This window comes from Rhizobium sp. ZK1 (genome assembly GCF_047782645.1).
In the GTDB taxonomy this organism is placed as follows: domain Bacteria; phylum Pseudomonadota; class Alphaproteobacteria; order Rhizobiales; family Rhizobiaceae; genus Rhizobium.
Map to the genome: position 1 here is coordinate 4335927 of NZ_CP180586.1, position 18333 is coordinate 4354259.

General features: G+C 58.8%; 18 protein-coding genes, 1 tRNA gene and 1 pseudogene. 13 read left to right on the top strand and 7 right to left on the bottom strand.

Translation table 11 applies throughout. The features are described 5' to 3' along the window. The first annotated feature begins 364 nt into the window (after nucleotides 1–364). On the top strand, nucleotides 365–1144 hold the full coding sequence (locus ACK9YZ_RS21775) for a hypothetical protein (RefSeq protein WP_416065134.1): 780 nt from the start codon (nucleotides 365–367) through the stop codon (nucleotides 1142–1144). A 20-nt stretch (nucleotides 1145–1164) separates the two neighbouring features. On the opposite strand, the gene ACK9YZ_RS21780 is transcribed toward ACK9YZ_RS21775, so the two are convergent. Beyond that, nucleotides 1165–2085, bottom strand: coding sequence for a sialate O-acetylesterase (locus ACK9YZ_RS21780; RefSeq protein WP_416065135.1), 921 nt, complete (start codon nucleotides 2083–2085; stop codon nucleotides 1165–1167). An 802-nt stretch (nucleotides 2086–2887) separates the two neighbouring features. Between ACK9YZ_RS21780 and ACK9YZ_RS21785 the strand changes: the two are divergent. Further along, nucleotides 2888–3088, top strand: a pseudogene (locus ACK9YZ_RS21785) (helix-turn-helix domain-containing protein); the annotation flags it as partial. Between the two features lie 90 nt (nucleotides 3089–3178). Here ACK9YZ_RS21785 and ACK9YZ_RS21790 read toward each other — a convergent pair. Continuing rightward, nucleotides 3179–3385: a hypothetical protein gene (locus ACK9YZ_RS21790; RefSeq protein ID WP_416065136.1), complete on the bottom strand. Its 207-nt coding sequence runs from the start codon at nucleotides 3383–3385 to the stop codon at nucleotides 3179–3181. 363 nt (nucleotides 3386–3748) lie between these two features. Between ACK9YZ_RS21790 and ACK9YZ_RS21795 the strand changes: the two genes are divergently transcribed. Then, nucleotides 3749–4282: an ImmA/IrrE family metallo-endopeptidase gene (locus ACK9YZ_RS21795; protein WP_416065137.1), complete on the top strand. Its 534-nt coding sequence runs from the start codon at nucleotides 3749–3751 to the stop codon at nucleotides 4280–4282. A gap of 55 nt (nucleotides 4283–4337) precedes the next feature. Then, nucleotides 4338–5504, top strand: a complete 1167-nt coding sequence (locus tag ACK9YZ_RS21800; protein ID WP_416065138.1) for a hypothetical protein — start codon at nucleotides 4338–4340, stop codon at nucleotides 5502–5504. Nucleotides 5505–5618: 114 nt separating this feature from the next. On the opposite strand, the gene ACK9YZ_RS21805 is transcribed toward ACK9YZ_RS21800, so the two are convergent. Beyond that, a tRNA-Ser gene (locus ACK9YZ_RS21805) sits at nucleotides 5619–5708 on the bottom strand. Nucleotides 5709–5932: 224 nt separating this feature from the next. Between ACK9YZ_RS21805 and ACK9YZ_RS21810 the strand changes: the two genes are divergently transcribed. The 9 genes from ACK9YZ_RS21810 to deoA all read left to right on the top strand — a co-directional run bounded on the left by ACK9YZ_RS21810 (nucleotide 5933) and on the right by deoA (nucleotide 14527). Beyond that, nucleotides 5933–6250 (top strand): hypothetical protein, encoded by a 318-nt coding sequence (locus ACK9YZ_RS21810; RefSeq protein WP_416065139.1) that lies wholly within the window; start codon nucleotides 5933–5935, stop codon nucleotides 6248–6250. Between the two features lie 319 nt (nucleotides 6251–6569). Further along, on the top strand, nucleotides 6570–7562 hold the full coding sequence (locus ACK9YZ_RS21815; RefSeq protein WP_183727594.1) for a BMP family lipoprotein: 993 nt from the start codon (nucleotides 6570–6572) through the stop codon (nucleotides 7560–7562). A gap of 72 nt (nucleotides 7563–7634) precedes the next feature. Continuing rightward, nucleotides 7635–9146: an ABC transporter ATP-binding protein gene (locus ACK9YZ_RS21820; protein WP_112970255.1), complete on the top strand. Its 1512-nt coding sequence runs from the start codon at nucleotides 7635–7637 to the stop codon at nucleotides 9144–9146. A gap of 7 nt (nucleotides 9147–9153) precedes the next feature. Further along, nucleotides 9154–10257, top strand: a complete 1104-nt coding sequence (locus ACK9YZ_RS21825) for an ABC transporter permease (RefSeq protein WP_416065140.1) — start codon at nucleotides 9154–9156, stop codon at nucleotides 10255–10257. A gap of 10 nt (nucleotides 10258–10267) precedes the next feature. Then, nucleotides 10268–11239 (top strand): ABC transporter permease, encoded by a 972-nt coding sequence (locus ACK9YZ_RS21830; protein WP_416065141.1) that lies wholly within the window; start codon nucleotides 10268–10270, stop codon nucleotides 11237–11239. 1 nt (nucleotide 11240) lies between these two features. After that, nucleotides 11241–11630: a cytidine deaminase gene (locus ACK9YZ_RS21835; RefSeq protein ID WP_003544464.1), complete on the top strand. Its 390-nt coding sequence runs from the start codon at nucleotides 11241–11243 to the stop codon at nucleotides 11628–11630. Then, nucleotides 11627–12421 (top strand): purine-nucleoside phosphorylase, encoded by a 795-nt coding sequence (locus ACK9YZ_RS21840; protein WP_416065142.1) that lies wholly within the window; start codon nucleotides 11627–11629, stop codon nucleotides 12419–12421. The genes ACK9YZ_RS21835 and ACK9YZ_RS21840 overlap by 4 nt, the downstream gene beginning before the upstream one ends. A gap of 20 nt (nucleotides 12422–12441) precedes the next feature. Further along, nucleotides 12442–13218: a deoxyribose-phosphate aldolase gene (gene deoC / locus ACK9YZ_RS21845; protein WP_416065143.1), complete on the top strand. Its 777-nt coding sequence runs from the start codon at nucleotides 12442–12444 to the stop codon at nucleotides 13216–13218. Between the two features lies 1 nt (nucleotide 13219). After that, on the top strand, nucleotides 13220–14527 hold the full coding sequence (gene deoA, locus ACK9YZ_RS21850; protein ID WP_416065144.1) for a thymidine phosphorylase: 1308 nt from the start codon (nucleotides 13220–13222) through the stop codon (nucleotides 14525–14527). 2 nt (nucleotides 14528–14529) lie between these two features. On the opposite strand, the gene ACK9YZ_RS21855 is transcribed toward deoA, so the two are convergent. From ACK9YZ_RS21855 to ACK9YZ_RS21870, 4 genes are all read right to left on the bottom strand, one after another. Next, the gene (locus tag ACK9YZ_RS21855) at nucleotides 14530–15060 is read right to left on the bottom strand and encodes a TIGR02281 family clan AA aspartic protease (protein WP_416065145.1); all 531 of its coding nucleotides are present in this window, start codon (nucleotides 15058–15060) and stop codon (nucleotides 14530–14532) included. A gap of 161 nt (nucleotides 15061–15221) precedes the next feature. Continuing rightward, nucleotides 15222–15851, bottom strand: coding sequence for a uracil phosphoribosyltransferase (upp, locus tag ACK9YZ_RS21860; RefSeq protein WP_216756630.1), 630 nt, complete (start codon nucleotides 15849–15851; stop codon nucleotides 15222–15224). A 109-nt stretch (nucleotides 15852–15960) separates the two neighbouring features. Next, complete coding sequence (locus tag ACK9YZ_RS21865; RefSeq protein ID WP_416065146.1) at nucleotides 15961–16929, bottom strand: adenosine deaminase; 969 nt, start codon at nucleotides 16927–16929, stop codon at nucleotides 15961–15963. Further along, nucleotides 16926–18146, bottom strand: coding sequence for a phosphopentomutase (locus tag ACK9YZ_RS21870; protein ID WP_416065147.1), 1221 nt, complete (start codon nucleotides 18144–18146; stop codon nucleotides 16926–16928). Before ACK9YZ_RS21870 ends, ACK9YZ_RS21865 begins: the two co-directional genes overlap by 4 nt. Nucleotides 18147–18333: the final 187 nt, after the last annotated feature.

Here is an 18333-nt window from a genome sequence, read left to right on the forward strand (position 1 = left end):
GAATCCCCTTTTCGATTCCATCTAAAATCATCCCGCTCTAGCTCTCGGCAAAACTGTGCTCGCCGATGAAGGTGGCGAGTCAAGCCCGCTGGCGATTTGAACTGCCGTGTGGAAGGAAGCGCGACGTCGCCGCACGATTTAACCTTCGAATCCAAGGTCCTAAATCTTGGCCTCGGAACGAGAAGTGACTGAGGACATTGTAATTGTGTGCCACAGCGTCTTCCCAGATCAACCACTTCTAATGGCTCGTCATCACGACGTGCCCGCGGTCGACGCATCGTGATTGGTAAATATTAGCGGATTCTCATGGGCTTTTCGCCACCCTCCACTACCTCTGACAGAGACGCACTAGGGGGGAGCAGGAATGAAATATCTAGTTAGACTTGCGAAATCGATCGTGCCGGCAAGCGTGAAAACGGCCGTTGTGAAATGGCGCGATCCGCCTACGCACTATCCAAATTGGGCTGCTGCAGTGGAGGCAGCTAACGAAAGCTATGCGTCTGAAAGTTTGACCGCATTCCGTATCGCCCGCGCCAAGAGGAACGAGGGCCTTGAGGCAGCTATGGTCAATCCCTCGCCGGAGTTCGTCGAGAGTATAAAGGGAGCGTCCTCTTTCGTCGACTTTGGCGGCTCTACCGGCGAATTCTGCATGGTGATTAAACAGAAGCTTCCTCATTGCCAATTTACGGTCGTGGAAAATGCCGCACTTGTTGCAGCAGCAAGAGAACTCAGGCCTGGGATAAGCTTTGCCGACACGCTGCCGGACACCTTCGATGTGTTCTATAGCAGTGGTACGCTCCAATACTTAAAGGAACCATATCTCCTATGGAGGGAAGCGCTGTCCCGTACGAGACAAGTTGCCTTCCTCGCAAGAAATGCATTTTCGTACCGACCTGCTTACACTGTTCAGAGATCAAGGTTGTTCGACAACGGTGCCGGGGCGATACCTGAGGGATTCTCGGACGGTTGGATCCAGTATCCTCACCAAACCATTTCGGAGCAGATCATACACGAGATGGCAGAAGCGCAAGGTTTCAAGTTGCTCCATCGGGAGGCAGGGAAAAACAGTGGCGCGATTGCATCGGATTCATACGGTGCTGACTTGCTATTTACGCGAATTACCGTCGCACCTTCCATCCGCTGAAGGATGGAGTGGTGGCATTTTCAGAGATCCAACGCGGCCTTTAAGGCTGCAACGGCCAGCGTGGCGCGCTTTTCTGCGCCTGCTTCATTCAGCTGCGTATTGTCGTAGCGATCAGCGGAGCCAATCGATTCAACGTCCTCGCCGGCAAACACGGTCTGGTTGTCGACGACCGAAGCCTGTGCTGCCAGAACGCCCCTGTTCGTTTTGCCATTGAAATATGCTTCGCGTGCGACGAGAAACGGGCATGCAGGGATGACCCGCTTGAACTCCGCAATCACCTTCTGCAGACTGGCGGCATAGAAGGCTTCGGGTGTGTTGACGATAGTGTCGCTTTCGCCCTGACCCCACATGATAGCGGTACATGGAAGACCCGCATCACGCATCCTGCGACCGACCACGCTGATGTTGTGCCCCAGGAACGGCCAGGTGAACGGGTCGGCCCATTGATCGACGCGCGTAGCGCCGACCGCCATCGGGACGAGAATGACGCGGTCGTAATGCCCGTCAGCGATGAGCTTATCGGCCATTCGCATCATCCAGGTCCCGCGCTTGTCGGTGACGGCGCTACCGGCGACATTGATACCCAGCAGCGGGTCCTTCGCCCTGTAAAGCTTGCCGTCGTAGATGTTGAGTTGATCGATATTCCCGTTGACCGGGACATACGGCGTCGGGATGTTGTTGACGCTCGTTTGGCCGACGAAAACAAGAACGGCGGTTCTTGCGAGATTGCCTGTTGGCACTTCCACTCGGTCCGTCAGGTCGAGGAAAGGATCGGCTCCCGGGATAACGCTTTGCGGAGGGGCTATGTAATAGGCTTTTGGAATTGGGTTGCGGTGATAGTCAGTCGCGGCTCCCACGAACAGCATGACCGGCACGAGCGCGATACCAAGCCAAGCATCCCATTTTAATGACCGCAGGGATGACCACCATTTGTGAATCATGTCTGTGCGCCTCCGTTGCCGCGCTCCAGCCACCGCAATTCATGGTAGCATATTCAGATGTATCCAACATATTTCATCCGCACTGGCAAGACAGGGAATTCATTCGGAGCCGCTGCCAGATTCCGCGCCCGTGCGCCAAAGGATGAGGCCTAAGCCACATCATCCGGCAGCACGGATATTCTAGCTTCCCGGCAGGCTTGAACAAAAGGCTGCCGTGCGCGGTGAGCCCCGTGCGCTTGGGGGGGTGGTGCGGACTATGCCGTGGATCCCGGCCGCAGCAGCGGCTTCGGCAGGCGGCATTTTAAGCAATTGCTGATGCAATGGTGGCATGACAATGCTGCTGAAGTCAAAACAGCTTCTTCAAATCGGGAGGTAACCATGATCGGCAGGCTTCGAACACTTGTGATGAGCGGAATGCTGATAGGGCTAACCGCCATAGCTTCGGCTTGCACGCCGCACCAGGCTGCAAATAGCCCGGATTTTCAATACCAGCCCGGGCATTCCGTGAATCCGGCATGTAGCCACGGCTTCAGGCCGACCAACGCGCTATCCTGCAGTTATTGAGCGGTCAGATCGCGGCCACACGCTCCACGGCCTCTTTCTTGGCTACCTTCAGGATTTCCTTGTCGAGCTTCATGAGGCGACCTCGCTGGTCAACATCCAGCAAAGTGGGATCGCGGTAGGGATGCCTTTGCCTGTAGGATAAAAACAAACAAAAACAGCATTGCCAGACCTGAAAGATAGGTGACGTTTTGTACCGGAGACATGGGTTACACTTTTCGATTTTGATCGGGAGGTGTGGATGCCGCGGAAAGAGACTTCGGTCATGGATGAGCGTCTTCGATTTGTCGCCCGTTTGCTGGAGGGCGAAGGGATGAGCGAGGTGTGCCGGGATTTCGGCATCTCGCGCAAGACCGGCTACAAGAACTTCAACCGCTACAAGGAGTACGGACCGGAGGCCCTGACGGATCGATCGCGGCGGCCGGTGCGTTATGCCAGACGGTGACATGACAGGAACTGAATCTGACATCTCATGTAGAGCGGCGAAAACTGCCCCTACATATCCTGCACCTATGCACCCAGCGAAGATTATCTACTTCGACAGCCAACTTTCGAAATAGTGGCGAACAGCCGCGCCCGCGCCGAAATGATCGGTCGTATCCAGCCTCGCAACTGCGCCGCGCACGACATCCGCCATGACGGCCGCAGGCACGATGCCGGACTTGACCAAGCTTTGAAGCAGTTCCTCCACCAGGATGATCGTCCCGATCGCTTCGTCTTCAGCCTTGAAATTGGTCATTGCTGGTCTCCCCGGTTGTGTCGTTGGCAATGAAAATGTAGACCAGCCTATCGCGTTAGGATCGCGTTGTGGAGCGGCCCGCGAATTTCCGGGCGAGGGGCCGGATTCTCGAAGAGAGTTGGGCTGTCATGTCACGCCACGCCATGCGAGGTGAGGGTGCGGACGACGCGTCTTAGGCCGTCGCCCCCTCAACCATCCTCTGGTATAGTCTAGGATATGGATTTATCGCGAAAATGATTACTTTGGCTTGATGTCAAGTGACATATTGTGGCATTCGCGAAAATTCGACACTATGTGGGTAGCAAATCACCGAGCGCGACTTCGCGAACGGTGAGTGGGCGTGCGAGTACGCTGAGAGGATATATGGAGAAGGCCAGATACGAGGACCCAATCCCGACAAGGGCGTCCAAAGCTACAGTCTGGGATTTTGCAGAAGATATAGCGCGGAACTTGGGATTTATCCCCGGTGATCCGATTGAGCGCGTTGTTGCGGAGTTTGGCGGAAAAATATCTTATGACAACCCGGTCGACGAGGACATTCCCGAAACAATTCGCGTTGAGCCGAATTCGACTTTCGAGATTTTCCTCCCATCGTTGACGTCAGCTGCGCGCGACCGTTTCACGGTTGCCCACGAGCTTGGCCACTTCTTTCTACATTTTCCGTTGGTCCAGCAGGAGCACCCCGGAAAAGGAATGCGCGCGACACGATGGGTTGATGATGCTAACGCTGACCTTGAGCGCTGCGAATGGGAAGCAAACTGGTTCGCCGCGGCGTTTCTCATGCCGAGGCAAGAGTTCGAGACGGCCTATAATGAGCTAGACAAAGCTGCTGTCGCTTCCATGTTTGGTGTCAGCCCGAAAGCCGTCGAGGTTAGGGCGAAGAGCCTCGTGATTTAGGTTACCTTTGCCCCAGTGCCCCGATCATCGAACTCGCCTGTTTCTCACTGTGGATATGGTAGGGTCGACCGCATTCAAGGCGAAGGCGCTCAAGAACGGCAATAAGCTCAACGCGGATTGGGTCTATAGTTTCCGAGACTTCTATCGGCAGTTTCCGGAACTTTTGGACGCCGAATTTCGCGATACGAAAAGTGGTCGCGGCGCGGCAGCTCGCCCAAAACTATGGAAGATCATTGGCGACGAGATCCTGTTTTGCTGCCGCATCGCGGATCTGCAACATCTCTCATGCTGCATCAATGCCTTCCTTTCAGCTCTGGAGCAGTACGGCGCGTCGCTCAGCGGCTCCGGACTTGATGTGAAAGGCGCGGGCTGGATCGGCGAATTCCCTGCGAAAAACATCACCTTGGCGATCAACGACGGCGCGATCGAATTCGAACTCGCTACCGAAGACTTGCCGACGGAAGAATTCGAAAGACGGGCCGACGAGACACCGCACAATTTTGATTTTCTCGGCAGCGCGATCGATACTGGATTTCGAGCAGCGAAACATGCTGACGCAGATAAGTTTGCAATGTCTGCGGAACTCGGAGCGCTGCTTGCCCACGCTAAGGACAAGCAGATATTTTTGCGGGAGTTCCGCTATGATGGTCGGCTATCGCTGAAGGGTGTGAACGGAGACCATCCTTATCCAGTGGTCTTCATCGACACGGAGCGCGACCCAGGCAAACGCGACATCAGAACCAGAGAAAGGTTCGTGTTGAAGGACAGCGTTATCGATGCCGTCGCTATACGAGATTTTCTCAAAGCGTACCTTAGCCACCACAACTATGAGATCCCGACGCTCCTAATCAACGCGGATGATCAGGCGCATTCGCTGCCTGTCTCGTATCAACAATACCGACAAAAGTGGCAAGATGATTTAGAAGGCGCTCAAAAACAAGACGACAGCTTCGATGCGTCGGCGACCGCTGGCGACGACGCGGTCGATAAGAAGACACTTACCGCTCCAGTCAAAGCGTTCGCCCTGCGGAAGCAATCCGATGCCGCGAAACGCAGCTTGAGAGAAGCTTGGGTTCAATACCATATCGTTCCAGGCCAGCCATCAACGTACAAGTTTGTGCGGGAACGGTTGCAAGCGCTCGAGCATCAGACACCGGCTTCCAAACCAAGTCGACGCCGCAAACGCGGTCCAAAGCCCGAAGATCCAAAAGATCCTAAGTAGTCTGTAATCCATTTTGAACTCATAAAGACGATCCGACCAAAATTGCATAGATTAGGACAGCCAGACGAAGGCCAAAATAAAGTTCTTCAAAATCGATGCTTTATAGGAGGCGAATGGCGGACAGAGAGGGATTCGAACCCTCGGTACGCTTTCACGTACACACGCGTTCCAGGCGTGCGCCTTCAACCACTCGGCCACCTGTCCATTTTGCGTTTCGCACCGGAGAGGAGCAAATCGTCGGAACGGCGCGATATATACCGATGAATTTTTGCCGATCAACCCAAATCTAACAGTTTTTTGACTTCTTCCGATAAAACTGCGCGCATGCCGTCCATTGCGCCGTGCCTGCTCCAAGCCTATCTCTAGGTTTGAGTGCAGAATGGCGCGGCTCGCCGGACATCAGGGCACACCCGTCGTCGGAGGATTTGATGCGTTTCTTGTTGCGTCTTGCCAGCCTGTTTGCGCTGGCAGTTGCCGTCATTGCCGGAACCATCGATTCCATTCAGTCCGTTGCATCCTCGCAAGTGATCATGACCCCGATGTCGGATGCCTGGCAGGATGTGAGCCCCTCGACGTTGGTCGCGCTCCAGTCCTCCGTTTCCTACTATGTCCATCCGCGTTTCTACGCCTTCATCTTCCAGTGGCTCATGCTGCAGCCGGCCTTTGCCGTGTTTCTGGTCCTGTCGCTCATCTTCTGGATGATCGGCTACAAGAAGCCGCCGGTGGCCGGTCGCTTTACCGCATAGCTGAAGGGCTGGAGGGGCTGAAAAAGTGCAATCGGCAGTTCCTGAAATGGCGGGATGAGGAGCCCGATGCCGCCAGGGCATTGGTTAGAAAATCCGCATTTTAGCGGTCGATTTGCCCAGAATTCAGGACCTGTGGACTGATTTTCGGCAATCATGGCAAATCTTTACCAACCGAAAAATTTCTCGTGAATTTTTTGCGGAGCCATGCAAGGATGCACGCAGCCAGGCCTCCGGGGGGAGGTCGGTGGTTCCGCAGACATGCCTGAAAAAGGCTTGCGGGAGGACCCCAGATAAATAGCAACAACAGGGCTGCAAACTCATGAAAAAATCCCTTCTCACCCTCCTTGCCGTGGCAGCGATGTCGACGACGGCGCTTGCCGCCGACATCAAGCCGGCTCTCGTTTACGGCACCGGCGGGAAGTTCGATAAGTCCTTCAACGAAGCTGCCTTCAACGGCGCTGAAAAGTTCAAGAAGGAAACCGGCATCGCCTACCGCGATTTCGAGCCGACCGGCGACACCCAGGGCGAGCAGGCCATCCGCAACTTCGCAAGCCGCGGCTTCAACCCGGTTGTTGCCGTTTCCTTCGCCTGGACCTCGGCTGTCGAGAAGGTTGCCGCTGAATTCCCGGATACCAAGTTCATCATCGTCGACTCCGTTGTCGACAAGCCGAACGTCCGCTCGGTCCTCTACAAGGAAGAGGAAGGCTCCTATCTCGTCGGCATTCTCGCCGGCATGGCGTCGAAGACCGGCAAGGTCGGCTTTGTCGGCGGCATGGACATTCCGCTGATCCGCAAGTTCGAATGCGGCTACGAGCAGGGCGCACGCGCCGCCAAGGCCGACATCGAAGTCTTCCAGAACATGACCGGCACGACGGGTGCAGCCTGGAACGACCCGGTCCGCGGCGGTGAGCTCACCAAGAACCAGATCGACCAGGGCGCCGATGTCGTTTACGCGGCAGCCGGTGCCACCGGTCTCGGCGTTCTACAGACGGCAGCCGACAACAAGAAACTGTCGATCGGCGTCGATTCCAACCAGAACCACCTGCATCCGGGGTCCGTTCTGACCTCGATGGTCAAGCGCGTCGACCTCGCCGTCTATAACGCCTTCAACGACACCAAGAGCGACAAGTTCACGGCCGGTGTCCAGTCTCTCGGCATCAAGGAAGACGGCGTTGCCGCCGCGATGGACGACAACAACAAGCCGCTGATCACGCCGGAGATGCAGGCCGCCGTCGACAAGGCCAAGGCCGACATCATTGCGGGCACCATCAAGGTTCACGATTACACCACGGACAATGCCTGCCCGAAGTGAGTCGTAACTGAGATCGGGCGTATGGCGGATAAGGATTTTCGCCATACGCCCTTTTCTTATTTGGAGCCTGCTGTGACAGACCAGCCTGCCATCGAACTTGTCGGCATCGACAAGAAATTTGGCGCCGTTCACGCCAACAAGGACATCAACCTGACCGTCGCCAAGGGCTCGATCCATGGCATTATCGGGGAAAACGGCGCTGGCAAATCGACCCTGATGTCCATCATCTACGGTTTTTACCAGGCCGACAGCGGCGAGATCCGCGTCAACGGCCAGCCCATCACCATCAGGGACAGCCAGGCGGCGATCGCAGCCGGCATCGGCATGGTGCACCAGCATTTCATGCTGGTCGATAATTTCACCGTCCTCGAAAACATCATGCTCGGCGCTGAAGGCGGCGCGCTGCTGGCAAGGGGCGTTGCCTCCGCGCGCGCCGAGCTCAAGCGGCTGGAGACAGAATACGGGTTGGAGGTCAATCCGGACGCGCTGATCGAGCAGCTTCCGGTCGGCCTGCAGCAGCGTGTGGAAATCCTGAAAGCCATGTATCGCGGCGCCGAGATCCTGATCCTCGACGAGCCGACGGGCGTGCTGACCCCGGCCGAGGCCGATCACCTGTTCCGCATTCTCGGCGTGCTGCGCGACGAGGGCAAGACCGTTGTCCTCATCACCCACAAGCTGCGCGAAATCATGGCGATCACCGATACGGTCTCCGTCATGCGCCGCGGCGAGATGGTCGCCACCCGCAAGACGAGCGAGACCACGGTCGAGGAACTGGCCGAACTCATGGTCGGCCGCCGGGTGCTGCTGCGTGTCCAGAAGGGCGAGGCGAAGCCTGCCGACGTCTTGCTGTCCGTCCGCAACCTGACGGTCAAGGACAACAGAGGCGTGACGATGGTCGACAACGTTTCCTTCGATGTCCGCGCCGGCGAGATCGTCGGCATTGCCGGTGTCGCCGGCAACGGCCAGTCGGAACTGCTGGAGGCGATCGCAGGCATCCGCAAGCCTGCGTCAGGCGAAATCCTGCTTGATGGCCAGCCGATCGACAAGGCCGATCCGGCACGCTTGCGCGAACTCGGCCTCGCGCACATTCCCGAAGACCGCCACCATATGGGCCTGGTCCTGAAATTCGAGGAATATGAAAATGCCGTACTCGGCTATCATCACCGTCCTGAGTACAGCCGTGGCCCGCTGCTCGATCTCGACGCCATCCGCAAGGATGCCATGGAGAAAATCGAGAAATACGACATCCGCCCGCCGAACCCGCGCCTGAAGACGGCGAATTTTTCCGGCGGCAACCAGCAGAAGATCGTCGTCGCCCGCGAGATCGAGCGCGACCCGAAGATGCTGATCATCGGCCAGCCGACCCGCGGCGTCGATATCGGCGCCATCGAATTCATCCATCGCCGGATCATCGAGATGCGCGATGCGGGCAAGGCCATCCTGCTCGTCTCCGTCGAGCTCGACGAAATCCGCGCCCTTTCAGACCGTATCCTTGTCATGTTTGCCGGCCATGTCGTCGGCGAGAAGACGCCCGATGCCGGTGAACAGACCCTCGGCCTGATGATGGCCGGCATTGCCGCGTGAGGCCTTAATGAGCACTGCTTCCGTAACACTACCGAGATGGATCAATTACGGTCTGATCCCTCTTCTGAACCTGGTCGTTGCTTTCCTGATATCAGGCTTCGTCGTCTGGCTGATCGGTGAAAGCCCGCTGGCCGCACTTTCGCTGCTCATCGAGGGCGTCTTCGGCAGCGGCGAAGGCATTGGCTTCACGCTCTATTACGCGACGAGCTTCATCTTCACCGGCCTGTCGGTAGCCGTCGCCATCCATGCCGGCCTCTTCAACATCGGCTCGGAAGGTCAGGCCTATATTGGCGGGCTTGGATGTGCGCTGGTGGCACTGGCGCTCGACAATTATGTGCCCTGGTATGTGACCATGCCGATCGCCGTTATCGGCGCCGGCATCTTCGGCGCTGCCTGGGCCTTCATCCCTGCCTTCCTGCAGGCCAAGCGCGGCAGCCATATCGTCATCACGACGATCATGTTCAACTTCATCGCAGCCACGCTCATGGTCTATCTGCTGGTGCATGTGCTGATCGTGCCGGGCAAGATGGCGCCGGAAACCCGCACCTTCCTCGAAGGCGGGCAGCTTCCGAAGCTCGGCTGGATCATGAGCATGTTCGGTTCCAAGCTCGGTGCTGCGCCGTTCAACGTCTCCTTCATTATTGCCCTGGTTGCCGCCTGGTTCGTCTGGATGCTGGTCTGGCGCAGCAAGCTGGGCTTTGAGATGCGCACGCTGGGCGTCAGTCCGACCGCCGCTGTCTATGCCGGCGTTCCCTATGCGCGCACCGTCATCATCGCCATGCTGCTTTCAGGTGCGCTTGCCGGCATGATGGCGCTGAACCCGGTCATGGGCTCGTCTGCGCGCTTGCAGGTTGAGTTTGTCGGCGGCGCGGGCTTCGTCGGCATCGCCGTGTCGCTGATGGGACGAAACCATCCGCTCGGCATCATCTTCTCCGCGATCCTGTTTGGCGCTCTTTACCGAGGCGGTGACTGGATCTCCTTCGAAATGCCGAACATCACCCGCGAGATGATTCTCGTCATCCAGGGTCTGGTGATCCTCTTTGCCGGCGCGTTGGAATATATGTTCCGCCCGGCGATGGTGCTCATCTACCAGCAGTTCAAGCGAGCCTGAGGAACGGACGATGGATTATTATGAAATTTTCATCAGCGTTCTGAGCTCGACGATCCGGCTCTCGATCCCGCTGATCTTTACCGCACTGGCCGGCCTGTTTTCCGAACGCGCCGGCGTTTTCGATATCGGTCTCGAAGGCAAGATGCTGGGCTCGGCCTTTGCCGCAGCCTGCGTGGCTTACCTCACCGATTCGGCCTGGCTGGGGCTCGGCGCCGGCATCGTGTGCTCGGTGGCGCTAAGCCTGGTGCACGGCTTTGCTTCGATTACCAATCGCGGCAACCAGATCGTCTCAGGTGTGGCGATCAACTTCTTCGTCGCCGGCATCACTATCGTGCTCGGCCAGGCCTGGTTCGGCCAGGGCGGCCGCACTCCGCAACTGGTACCGGAGGCCCGCTTCGCGCCGATCATCCTGCCGGGCGCCGATGCCATCCGCGAGGTGCCGATCATCGGCCCGCTCTATGCCGGCGTCATCTCCGGCAACAATATCCTGACGTACCTTGCCTTCCTCGCCGTCCCCTTCTCCTGGTGGGTGCTCTACCGCACGCGTTTCGGCCTGCGCCTTCGTGCCGTCGGCGAAAATCCGGGCGCGGTCGATACGGCAGGCATCTCGGTCACGTGGCTGCGCTACCGCGCCGTCATGTGCGCCGGCATCCTCTGTGGCTTTGCCGGCACCTATCTCGCGATCGCCCAATCGGCTGCCTTCATCAAGGACATGTCGGCCGGCAGAGGCTATATCGCGCTTGCAGCGCTCGTCTTCGCCAAGTGGAAGCCGGTGCCCGTCATGTTCGCCTGCCTGCTTTTCGGCTTCCTCGATGCGCTGGCGAACTTCATGCAGGGCAAGTCGGTGCCGCTGATCGGCGAGGTACCGGTACAGGTTTTCCAGGCGCTGCCCTATATCCTGACCTGTGTGCTGCTTGCCGGCTTCATCGGCGTTGCAATTCCGCCGAAGGCCGGCGGCGTGCCCTATGTGAAGGAGCGTTGATATGTCTCACGACCTGTTCGAAGCCGCCCGCGGCGCCATGGCCTTCGCGCACGCTCCCTATTCCAAGTTTCCTGTGGGCGCGGCGATCCGCGCCGAGGATGGCAAGGTCTATACCGGCGCCAATATCGAGAACCTCTCCTTCCCTCAAGGGTGGTGCGCGGAGCCTACGGCGATCGGCGCCATGATCATGGGTGGTGCGAAGAAGATCGTCGAAATGGCCGTCATCGCCGAAAAATTGCCGCTCTGCCCGCCCTGCGGCGGCTGCCGGCAGAAGATCTCGGAATTCGCCTCGAAGGAGACGAAGATCTATCTCTGCGACGAAGCCGGCGTGAAGAAGACGATGACCATGGAAGAGCTTCTTCCCTTCAGCTTCGAGACCGAACTCGGATGATCGCGACCGTCGATCTGCTCGCGGCTCTGCTCGGCGGGCTCAAACCGCGCTACGGCATCGTGCTCGGCTCGGGCCTCGGCTCGCTCGTCAGCGAGCTCACCAATGTCGTGCGCATTCCCTACAAGGATCTGCCGGGTTTTCCGGTCAGCGCCGTCTCAGGCCATGCCGGAAACGTCGTTGCCGGCCATCTCGGCTCGGTGCCGGTCATCATGCTCTCGGGTCGTGTGCATTATTACGAAAAGGGCGATGCCAACGCCATGCGCCTGCCGATCGAGGTTTTGCAGGCCCTCGGCGTCGAAGCCCTGATCCTCACCAATTCGGCGGGCTCCCTGAAAGAAGACACACCGCCCGGCTCGGTCATGCAGATCGCCGATCACATCAATTATTCCGGCATGAACCCGCTGATCGGCGAAGAAAGCGATCATCGTTTCGTCGGCATGACCAATGCCTATGATGCCGAGCTTTCGGCGGCCATGCGAGATGCCGCAAAGAAACTGGATATCCCACTCGCGAGCGGCGTCTACATGTGGTTCTCAGGCCCTAGCTTCGAGACGCCGGCCGAAATCCGCATGGCCCGTATCCTTGGCGCAGATGCGGTCGGCATGTCGACCGTGCCTGAAGTCATCATCGCAAGAATGCTGGGCCTGAGGGTTGCGGCTGCCTCGGTAATCACCAACTATGGGGCTGGCATGACTGGAAACGAGCTCAGCCACGAGGAAACCAAGGATATGGCGCCGGTTGGCGGTGCCCGTCTCGCCGCCATACTCAAAGAGATGATTGCCGGTAATTGATTGCCGGCGGAGAAAGCGAAATGAATAGCCATTCCAGCCGGGAAACGGCCGCCGTCGCCCTTTCCCTTCTCGATCTGACCAATCTGAATGACGAATGCACGCAGGAGCAGATCGACACGCTTTGTGCCCGCGCGCAGACGCCCTATGGCAATAGCGCCGCGATCTGCATCTGGCCGCGTTTCGTCGCCCATGCTCGCACCGTGCTCGGCAAAGGCCATCCGGTCCACATCGCGACCGTCGTCAATTTTCCCTCCGGCGACCTGGAAATCGCCGATGTCGCCGCCGAAACGCGTGAGGCGATCGCCGACGGCGCCGATGAGATCGATCTCGTCATTCCCTATCGCAAGCTGATTTCGGGCAACGAAAAGGCCGTCACCGATATGGTTTCGGCCGTGCGCGCCGAGTGTGTCGCACCCGTGCTGTTGAAAGTCATCATCGAGACCGGTGAGCTAAAGGACGCGGCGCTGATCCGCCGCGCCTCTGAGCTTGCGATTGAGGCGGGCGCCGATTTTATCAAGACCTCCACAGGCAAGGTTTCCGTCAACGCCACGCTGGAAGCCGCCGACATCATGATCCGCGCTATCAGAGAAAGCGGCCGGAAGGTGGGTTTCAAGCCCGCCGGCGGTATCTCGACTGTCGCTGATGCGGCCCTTTATCTGAGCTTGGCCGAAACCATCATGGCGCCGGACTGGCCGATGCCTTCCACCTTCCGTTTCGGTGCCTCCGGCCTGCTCGACCATATCCTGGCCGTCCTCAGCGGCACGGAACCGAAGCCGGCGGCTGTCTTGAGTTATTGAGATGATCCCGCAGGAGATCATCCGCCAGAAACGCAACGGCGCCGAATTGCCATCAGGCGATATCGACGCCTTCATTGCCGCGCTTGCGGCCGGCGACCTCTCGGAAGGTCAGATCGGCGCCTTCGCCATGGCGGTCTGGTTCAAGGGCATGTCGCGCACGGAGACCGTGGCGCTGACGCTCGCCATGGCGCGTTCCGGTGACATGCTGTCCTGGGCGGGGATCGACCGCCCTGTCGCCGACAAGCACTCGACCGGTGGTGTGGGCGACAATGTTTCGCTGATGCTTGCCCCGATCGCTGCTGCCTGCGGTCTGGCCGTGCCGATGATATCAGGCCGCGGCCTTGGTCATACCGGCGGCACGCTGGACAAGCTCGAATCCATTCCAGGCTATACGATCAATCCGGATGCCACTCTCTTCCGCAAAGTGGTGAAAGAGGTTGGCTGGGCCATCATCGGGCCGACCGGTGCATTGGCGCCAGCCGATGGCCGGCTCTATGCCGTGCGCGATGTGACGGCAACCGTTGATTCCATACCGCTGATAACAGCCTCGATCCTGTCCAAGAAACTTGCTGCCGGCCTTCAGACACTGGTGCTTGATGTCAAGACCGGCAACGGCGCCTTCATGGCCGATCCGGAGCAGGCGATCGTGCTTGCACATTCGCTGGTCGAGGTCGCAAATGGTGCTGACGTGAAGACATCTGCTCTGATCACGGATATGAATCAGCCGCTTGCCGACAGCGCCGGCAATACCGTGGAAGTGCGCAACTGTCTCGATTTTCTGGCTGGCCGAAAGGCTGGTACCCGTCTTGAAACCATAGTCATTGCCTTTGCCGCCGAAATGCTCGTGCAGTCGGGTGTTGCCGGCTCGCTTATGGAGGCGGAGAGCAAGGCGCTGGACGCGCTTTCTTCCGGCAAAGCTGCGGAGATCTTCGCTCGCATGGTCCATATGCTCGGCGGCCCGGCCGATCTTCTGGAGCGGCCGGATACCTATCTGCGTAGGGCGCCGATCGAGCGACCCATTCCGGCGTCGCGCACCGGCTGGCTCGCGGCCTGCGACGCTCGCGATGTGGGCGTGAGCGTGATCGACCTGGGCGGCGGGCGACGCCATCCCGCCGATAGGATCGACCATAGCGTCGGCTTCACCGACCTGCTGTCGCTTGGAACGCATGTGTATGAGGGCGATCCGATAGCACTCGTTCATGCTGCCGACGAGGCTTCGGCCGAAAGAGCCGTCGTCGCACTTGCCGCAAACTATCGCATCGCGGACGAAAAACCGGAGCTTCCACCTGTCATCGCCGGGCGTATCTGACTTTACTGCTTGAGGCTGAGTGAGCCGTCGGCGACGGAATAGGACGCAAGCTTCTGCAGGAAGCTCATGCCAACAAGCGTGCCGCTCAGCGCCTCGTCTTTCAGCACGAAGGCTTCGACGCTGCGGACGCGGATGCCGCCGATCTCCACGCGGTCGAGCATCACATGCGCCGCTTTGGTCTGGCCGTTCGCCGTATTGACTGCATAGCGGAAATCGAGCTGGTTGCCGGAAAAGCCCAGCCTGCGGGCGAGGCTTTCATTGAGTGCGACATAGGTAGCGCCGGTATCGATCAGCCCTTGCACGGGCTTGCCGTTGATCCTGAAATTGCCGGTATAATGGCCCTGGGCATCGGCCTGCAGGCGGATCATGCCGCCATCGGCGATCGTGGCCGGCGCATCGGGTGCGCTGTCCTCGGTCGAGACGAAATTTGCGGAAATCGTATTGCCGGGCTGGGTCGTGCGGGTGAGCAGGGAAGGCACTTGTGTGGCCAGCGCAGCCGCGATGCTGGCAAATATGACGGTACGCATGAGCATGAAACAGAAATCCTTCCTGCATAAACCCGCCTCATGCGGGACCTCACGCTTCAAGCAGCTAAGCCATAAGTGCTGAAAAGTTGCTAACGGCGATATTAAAAAAGGCCCGGAACGAAGCACCGGGCCTTGGAAGTCTTTCGAATTGGTAAAGGAAGTCGAAATTATTTGGTGCCGTACATACGGTCGCCGGCATCGCCGAGACCGGGCACGATATAACCCTTCTCGTTCAGATGGCTGTCGATCGCCGCCGTGAAGACCGGAACGTCCGGATGGGCGGAACGGAAGTTCTTGATACCTTCAGGGGCGGCCAGCAGGCAGAGGAAGCGGATATTGTGAGCACCGCGCTCCTTCAACTTGTCGATGGCGGCAATCGAGGAATTGCCGGTCGCAAGCATCGGATCGACGACGATGATCAGGCGCTCGGAGATATCTTCAGGCGCCTTGAAATAATATTCGACCGGCTGCAGCGTTTCGTGATCGCGGTAGACGCCGATATGCGAAACGCGGGCGGAAGGCACGAGATCGAGCATACCTTCCAAGAGCCCGTTGCCGGCGCGCAGGATGGAGGCGAAGACCAGCTTTTTGCCTTCGAGGATCGGCGACTGCATCTCCTGGATCGGCGTTTCGATCGTCTCCATCGTCAGTTCCAGATCGCGGGTGACCTCATAACAAAGCAGCGTCGAGATTTCGCGCAACAGCCGGCGGAAACTGCCTGTCGAGGTTTCCTTGCGCCGCATGATGGTGAGTTTGTGCTGCACGAGCGGGTGATCGATGACTGTGACGCCGTCCATAGGGGAAACCTTCCAATTCTTTGTTCTTATCGGCTGTTTCTTCCATGGAAACCGCCTTCACTTCAAGAGCGGAGGCAAATTTGCCTGGAGCTTTGACAATCCCACGCCCTTAAAGGCGGGCGAGCAACGCCTTGCGGGTCTCTTCATCGACAAAGGCTGCCTCAATGGCCGTGCGCGTCATCGCATTGATGTCAGCATCGCTTAAGCCGAAGGCCTGCGAGGCAAGCTCGTATTCCCGCTTGAGCGACGTATGAAAGAACGGCGGATCGTCGGAACTGATCGTCACTTTCACGCCCGCATCCCTCAGGTTGCGCAGCGGGTGCAAAGTGAAATCCGCAAAGACCTTGAGCGCGATATTCGAGCCGGGGCAGACCTCCAGCACGGTGCCGAGATCGGCAAGCCGTTTGACGAGATCGGCATCCTCGATTGCCCGCACGCCATGGCCAATGCGTGAGGGGCGCACGGCGTCCAGCGCGTCCGAAACACTGAAGGCGCCGCAAACTTCACCGGCATGGATGGTCAGGCCAAGCCCTGCATCGCGGGCAATGTCGAAAGCGCGCGCATAATCGGCAACGCGACCCATCCGCTCCTCGCCGGCAAGGTTGAAGCCTGATATCAGCGGATTTTTGGCCTTCGCCGCATATTCCGCAGCGCCGATCACGCTTTCCGGGCCGAAATGCCGTTCCCCGGTCACGATCAGCCGCGCTTCGATGCCGCTCCTTGCCTTCGCCCGGCGGATGCCTTCGCAGACACCGGATATATAGGCGTCGGCGCCGAGGCCGATGCGCTTGCCGTGGTCGGGCGAAACGATGAGCTCGCTGTAGATCGTGCCGATTCCGGCAAGCTCTTCAAGATAGGTTTCCGTCAGCAGCGCATAGTCTTCCTCGGTCTTGTAGACCTCGGAAACCTTGTCATAGCATTCCAGAAAGCTTGCGAAATCATGCCAGACATAGGCGCCGTCCTGCAGATAGGCACTGATGTCGATGCCGTATTTATGTGCCTGCGCTTCCGTCAGATCAGGGGGAGCCGCACCTTCCAGATGACAGTGCAGCTCGACCTTCTTCAAATGCGACGTCACAGAAAGCTCCTTCCATGTGGTCCGGAGGGAATACCGAGATGCCGCGCAACGCTCTCGCCGATATCGGCAAAGCTCCTGCGCACGCCGACAGAGCGCGATCTGACACCGGGACCGTAGGCGATAACAGGCACGCGCTCGCGCGTATGATCGGTGCCGCGCCAGGTCGGGTCGCAGCCGTGATCGGCGGTGAGGACCACAAGGTCACCCTCCCGCAGCTTCTGATGAACCTCGCTCAGGCGCGTGTCGAAGGCTTCAAGGGCCGCTGCATAACCCGCAACGTCGCGGCGATGGCCATAGAGCATGTCGAAATCGACGAAATTGGTGAAAACGAGATCGCCATCGTCAGCTTCGTCAATGGCAGCAAGGGAGGCATCCATCAGTGCGTCGTTGCCATTAGCCTTGATGACCCGTGAAATGCCTTGATGGGCGAAGATATCGCCGATCTTGCCGACGGCGTGCACATTGCGGCCATGCTGGACGAGCCGGTCGAGCAGCGTCGGTTCCGGCGGCGGCACCGAAAAGTCGCGGCGGTTGCCCGTTCTCTGGAAGGTTGACACGCTCTGGCCGATGAAGGGACGCGCGATGACGCGGCCGATATTGTAGGGATCGAGAAGGCCACGAGCGATCTGGCAGAAGTTGAGCAAGCGGTCGAGGCCGAAATAGACCTCGTGGGCAGCCACCTGGAACACGGAATCCGCTGATGTATAGCAGATCGGCTTGCCGCTGCGCATATGCTCTTCGCCGTGGCGTGCAATGATCTCGGTTCCCGAAGCATGGCAGTTGCCGAGAATGCCGGGCACATCGGCTGCGCGGCAGAGCGCTTCGATCAGTTCCTGCGGAAAGGCATCGCCCTCGCTTGGAAAATAGCCCCAGTCGAAGGTAACAGGCGTTCCGGCGATCTCCCAATGCCCAGAAGGTGTGTCCTTGCCGCGTGAGGTTTCGTTGGCGGCGCCATAGACACCGTAGATCTCGTCCGGCAGCGGCATGCCGGCGGGAAATTGCCCGGAGGCCGCTCGCGCAATATGCAGCAGGCCGAGCGCCGACATGTTCGGGAGCGAAAGCGGGCCGGACCGCAGGCCAGCCCGGTCGGCAGCACCGGCCGCACAGAATTCGGCGATATGGCCGAGCGTGTCGGCGCCCTCATCGCCATAGGCTGCGGCATCCGGCGCCCCGCCGACGCCGAAGGAATCCAGAACGAAGAGAAAGGCACGCGCCATTTTTCACCCGTACGATCTGTTGTCGTCAGCGTATAGCTGGAACGATCTGACTACAGCGCCGCGCGTCTTTTCAGACGCGCAAAGGACGCTGTAGCACTTTAAATTACTGCATAACTCCTTAAACCGATTCCGATTTAAGGAGTTATGCAGTAGCGCCCAGCCATATAATGACGGAAACCGCTTGGCA

Bases quoted from the DNA above. Each gene is read 5' to 3' on its own strand.
- ACK9YZ_RS21775 (WP_416065134.1), top strand. From the start codon at position 365: ATGAAATATCTAGTTAGACTTGCGAAATCGATCGTGCCGGCAAGCGTG.
- ACK9YZ_RS21780 (WP_416065135.1), bottom strand. From the start codon at position 2,085: ATGATTCACAAATGGTGGTCATCCCTGCGGTCATTAAAATGGGATGCT.
- ACK9YZ_RS21790 (WP_416065136.1), bottom strand. From the start codon at position 3,385: ATGACCAATTTCAAGGCTGAAGACGAAGCGATCGGGACGATCATCCTG.
- ACK9YZ_RS21795 (WP_416065137.1), top strand. From the start codon at position 3,749: ATGGAGAAGGCCAGATACGAGGACCCAATCCCGACAAGGGCGTCCAAA.
- ACK9YZ_RS21800 (WP_416065138.1), top strand. From the start codon at position 4,338: ATGGTAGGGTCGACCGCATTCAAGGCGAAGGCGCTCAAGAACGGCAAT.
- ACK9YZ_RS21810 (WP_416065139.1), top strand. From the start codon at position 5,933: ATGCGTTTCTTGTTGCGTCTTGCCAGCCTGTTTGCGCTGGCAGTTGCC.
- ACK9YZ_RS21815 (WP_183727594.1), top strand. From the start codon at position 6,570: ATGAAAAAATCCCTTCTCACCCTCCTTGCCGTGGCAGCGATGTCGACG.
- ACK9YZ_RS21825 (WP_416065140.1), top strand. From the start codon at position 9,154: ATGAGCACTGCTTCCGTAACACTACCGAGATGGATCAATTACGGTCTG.
- ACK9YZ_RS21830 (WP_416065141.1), top strand. From the start codon at position 10,268: ATGGATTATTATGAAATTTTCATCAGCGTTCTGAGCTCGACGATCCGG.
- ACK9YZ_RS21835 (WP_003544464.1), top strand. From the start codon at position 11,241: ATGTCTCACGACCTGTTCGAAGCCGCCCGCGGCGCCATGGCCTTCGCG.
- ACK9YZ_RS21840 (WP_416065142.1), top strand. From the start codon at position 11,627: ATGATCGCGACCGTCGATCTGCTCGCGGCTCTGCTCGGCGGGCTCAAA.
- deoC (WP_416065143.1), top strand. From the start codon at position 12,442: ATGAATAGCCATTCCAGCCGGGAAACGGCCGCCGTCGCCCTTTCCCTT.
- deoA (WP_416065144.1), top strand. From the start codon at position 13,220: ATGATCCCGCAGGAGATCATCCGCCAGAAACGCAACGGCGCCGAATTG.
- ACK9YZ_RS21855 (WP_416065145.1), bottom strand. From the start codon at position 15,060: ATGCTCATGCGTACCGTCATATTTGCCAGCATCGCGGCTGCGCTGGCC.
- upp (WP_216756630.1), bottom strand. From the start codon at position 15,851: ATGGACGGCGTCACAGTCATCGATCACCCGCTCGTGCAGCACAAACTC.
- ACK9YZ_RS21870 (WP_416065147.1), bottom strand. From the start codon at position 18,146: ATGGCGCGTGCCTTTCTCTTCGTTCTGGATTCCTTCGGCGTCGGCGGG.